Origin of the sequence: Variovorax boronicumulans NBRC 103145 (genome assembly GCF_001591345.1) — a bacterium.
Classification (GTDB): Bacteria; Pseudomonadota; Gammaproteobacteria; order Burkholderiales; family Burkholderiaceae_C; genus Variovorax; species Variovorax boronicumulans.
In genome coordinates this window covers 1-3297 of the sequence record NZ_BCUS01000233.1, presented here as the reverse complement: position 1 = coordinate 3297, position 3297 = coordinate 1, and the positions used below count along the sequence as shown (strand labels likewise).

Here is a 3297-nt window from a genome sequence, read left to right as displayed (position 1 = left end):
GGCCGAGGACGTGAGCGCCACCAGCTGCATGCGCCCGCGCAGGTTGCGCGCCACGCGCTGGCCGACATCGCCGCAGCCGACGATCAGCAGGCGCTCGCGCCGGAACCGGGCCGGCAGTGCGCCGGAGGGACTATTGATTGAAGGCAAAATCCGGGTTTCCTGTCTCAATTCAGTTGTCCCGGCCGCATGCAGCCGGGAAAGTTCACCCCCGAAGAATACCGATGACTGCTACAGCGCCGCACGAAGCGGGCTTTTCCATCACCGTCGAACCCAGCGGGCGCCACTTCGTGGTCCAGGGCGACGAAACCATCCTCGCGGCCGGCATCCGCCAGGGCATCGGCCTCCCCTACGGTTGCAAGGACGGCGCCTGCGGTTCCTGCAAGTGCAAGAAGCTGTCGGGCGAGGTCACGCTCGGCCCGCACCAGAGCAAGGCGCTGAGCGCCGAGGAGCAACTGGCCGGCTACGTGCTGACCTGCTGCGCCCATCCGACGAGCGACGTGGTGCTGGAGTCGCGCCAGGTCACCGAGGCCGGCGCGCTGCCGATCCGCAAGATGCCGGTGCGCGTGATGGCGCTCACGCGCCAGTCGCACGACGTGATGATGCTGCGCCTGCAACTGCCGGCCGGCGAGCCGCTGCAGTTCTATGCAGGCCAGTACGTCGAATTCATCCTGCGCGACGGCGCGCGCCGCAGCTACTCGATGGCCAACGCGCCGCACACGGTGGCCGTGCCGGGCACGGGTCTCGAACTGCACCTGCGGCACCTGCCGGGCGGCAAGTTCACCGACCACGTCTTCGGCGCGATGAAGGAAAAAGAGATTCTGCGCATCGAAGGCCCGTTCGGCAGCTTCTTTCTGCGCGAAGACTCCGACAAGCCGATGATCCTGCTGGCCTCGGGCACGGGCTTCGCACCGATCAAGGCGCTGCTCGAGCACATGAAGTTCAAGGGCATCGAGCGGCCCGCCGCGATCTACTGGGGCGGGCGCCGCCCCGAAGACCTGTACATGGACGCCTGGCTGCGCGAGCAGCTGGCCGCGATGCCGAACCTGCGCTACGTGCCCGTGGTGTCGAACGCCACGCCGGAAGACAACTGGACCGGCCGCACGGGCTTCGTGCACCAGGCGGTGCTGGAAGACTTCACGGACCTGTCGGGCCACCAGGTGTATGCCTGCGGCGCGCCGATCGTGGTCGATTCGGCCAAGCGCGACTACGTGGCATTGGCTGGCCTGCCCGAAGAAGAGTTCTTCGCCGACGCCTTCACCACCGAAGCCGACAAAGCCCTGCCCTGAGCCTTCGCGCTCCCCTTCCCTTTCCGTAGAACAACATGAAGACGAGACACTTCCTCCTGACCCTGATCGCCGGCGCCACGGTGTTTGCCACCAGCCACGCGGTCGCACAACAACACCGCCCGATCCGCCTCGTCGTGCCCTACGCGGCCGGCGGCCCGATCGACAACACGGCGCGCATCCTGGCCGAGCAGGTGAAAGACACGCTGGGCGGCCCCGTCATCATCGACAACAAGCCCGGCGCGGGCGGCAACATCGGCGCCGACTTCGTCGCCAAGGCGCCGGCGGACGGCCTCACGATCGGCATCGCGGCCACGGCCACGAACGCGGTGAACCCGTGGCTGTACAGCAAGATGCCGTTCAACGCCGCGACCGACTTCGCGCCGATCACGCAGATGGTGCGCGTGCCCAACGTGCTCGTGATGAATGCCGAGACGGCCAACCGCCTGAACATCCGCACGCTGACCGACCTGATCCGCTACGCCAAGGCCAACCCGGCCAAGCTCAACTACGCCAGCGGCGGCAACGGCAGCGCCGGCCACCTGGCGGGCGAGCTGTTCAAGAAGGAAGCGGGCATCTTCGCGGTGCACATTCCGTACAACGGCGGCAACCCGGCGCAGCTGGCGCTGCTGTCGGGCCAGGTCGACTTCAACTTCGACAACCTCGCCACGGCCGCGCCGAACATCCGCTCGGGCAAGCTGAAGGCGATCGCGGTCACGACGCTCAAGCGCAGCAGCGCCCTGCCCGACGTGCCGCCCGTGGCCGACACGCTCAAGGGCTTCTCGATCGACACCTGGTGGGGCCTGGTCGCGCCGGCCGGCACGCCGCCCGAGGTGGTTGCGAAACTGAATCAGGCCTTCGTCGCCGCGCTGAACGCGCCGGAAACGAAGACCCGCTTCGCCTCGATGCTGGCCGAGCCGGTCGGCAACTCGTCCGAGCAGTTCGGCGCCTTCATGAAGAGCGAACTGGCCAAGTACGAGAAGGTGGTCAAGGCCACCGGGGCGAAGGTGGACTGACGAGGTCGTCAAGGGGCGCGCTCGCTTCTGTGTCGGTGGCCGCGGCCATGGCCGCCGCCGCTTCGGCCGCCCCGCTCTGGTAGGTGCGCAGGCCCGCGAGGTCAAGCACCTCCACGCCGCCATGTTCGATGCGCAACAGGCCGTCGCGCTGCAGCGCATGCAGCGCGCGGTTGGCACGCTGGCGCGACACCGCCGACAAGAGGCCGATCTCGTCCTGACTCAGCCGCACGAAACGGGTGGCGCGCGGATAGAGGATGGGGTCGAACAGGCTGGCCAGGCAGCGCGCCACGCGCGCGTCGGGGCCGAGCAGGCGATCGAATTCCATGAGGCCGATGAACAGGCTCAGTCGCGCATTGATGTGTAACAACAGAAACCGATTGAAGTCGATGCTGGTGGACATCAGCCGCTCGAAGCTGTGTCGCGGCACGCAGGCCACGCGCGTGGGCCGCAGCGCCACGCCGTCGTAGCGCCAGCATCCGGGGGTGAGCAGCGAGCCTTCGCCACCCCAGCCGCCGGCGGTCACGCCGGTGAAGGTGGACACGCGTCCGTCGGGCAGCGACACCGACATCTTCATGAGGCCGTCGATCACGCCGATCCAGTGATCGGCGGGTTCGCCGCGCCGCACGACGAAGCCGCCGGCCGGCACCACGCGCTCGTGCGACTCCTGGACGACGCGGTCGAGTTCGTCGTCCGTGAGCGCGCGCGCCCACAAGCTCTCGCGAAGCATGTTCTCCAACGCGTTCGACATCGCGCCTCCTGCTGTCGTCCCTCGTGACATCGCATCGGCCGATCCGTCGCAGGCGCCGGTCGGCGGGGACCGTAAGAAATGTCGTTGCAACGACATCTTCGGCGCGGCGATGGTGCCACAGTCATCCGCGTTCGCCAAACAACAAGGAGACAACGATGAAGCGTTCGAACAAGGACCCGCGCCCCGCGCGCGGGCCGGACGGCGGGGATGCGCACGGCCTGCGCCGGCGCGACGTGCTCGGCTACGCCAC

The 3297-nt window shown here is 68.1% G+C and carries 3 protein-coding genes and 1 pseudogene; 2 read left to right on the top strand and 2 right to left on the bottom strand.

Annotated features, from left to right (window positions below):
• A pseudogene (locus tag VBO01S_RS33385) lies at positions 1-147 on the bottom strand (SDR family NAD(P)-dependent oxidoreductase); the annotation flags it as partial.
• Between the two features lie 74 nt (positions 148-221).
• Here VBO01S_RS33385 and VBO01S_RS31115 point away from each other — a divergent pair.
• Together VBO01S_RS31115 and VBO01S_RS31110 are read left to right on the top strand one after the other, a co-directional pair.
• Positions 222-1286 carry a CDP-6-deoxy-delta-3,4-glucoseen reductase gene (locus VBO01S_RS31115; protein WP_062482994.1) on the top strand — a complete coding sequence of 355 codons (1065 nt, stop codon included), beginning with the start codon at positions 222-224 and terminating at the stop codon, positions 1284-1286.
• Between the two features lie 35 nt (positions 1287-1321).
• Entirely contained in the window at positions 1322-2299 is a 978-nt protein-coding gene (locus tag VBO01S_RS31110) for a Bug family tripartite tricarboxylate transporter substrate binding protein (RefSeq protein ID WP_062482992.1), read from the top strand.
• On the opposite strand, the gene VBO01S_RS31105 is transcribed toward VBO01S_RS31110, so the two are convergent.
• The gene (locus tag VBO01S_RS31105; RefSeq protein WP_062482990.1) at positions 2271-3047 is read right to left on the bottom strand and encodes a Crp/Fnr family transcriptional regulator; all 777 of its coding nucleotides are present in this window, start codon (positions 3045-3047) and stop codon (positions 2271-2273) included. The genes VBO01S_RS31110 and VBO01S_RS31105 overlap by 29 nt on opposite strands.
• Between the last annotated feature and the right edge of the window lie 250 nt (positions 3048-3297).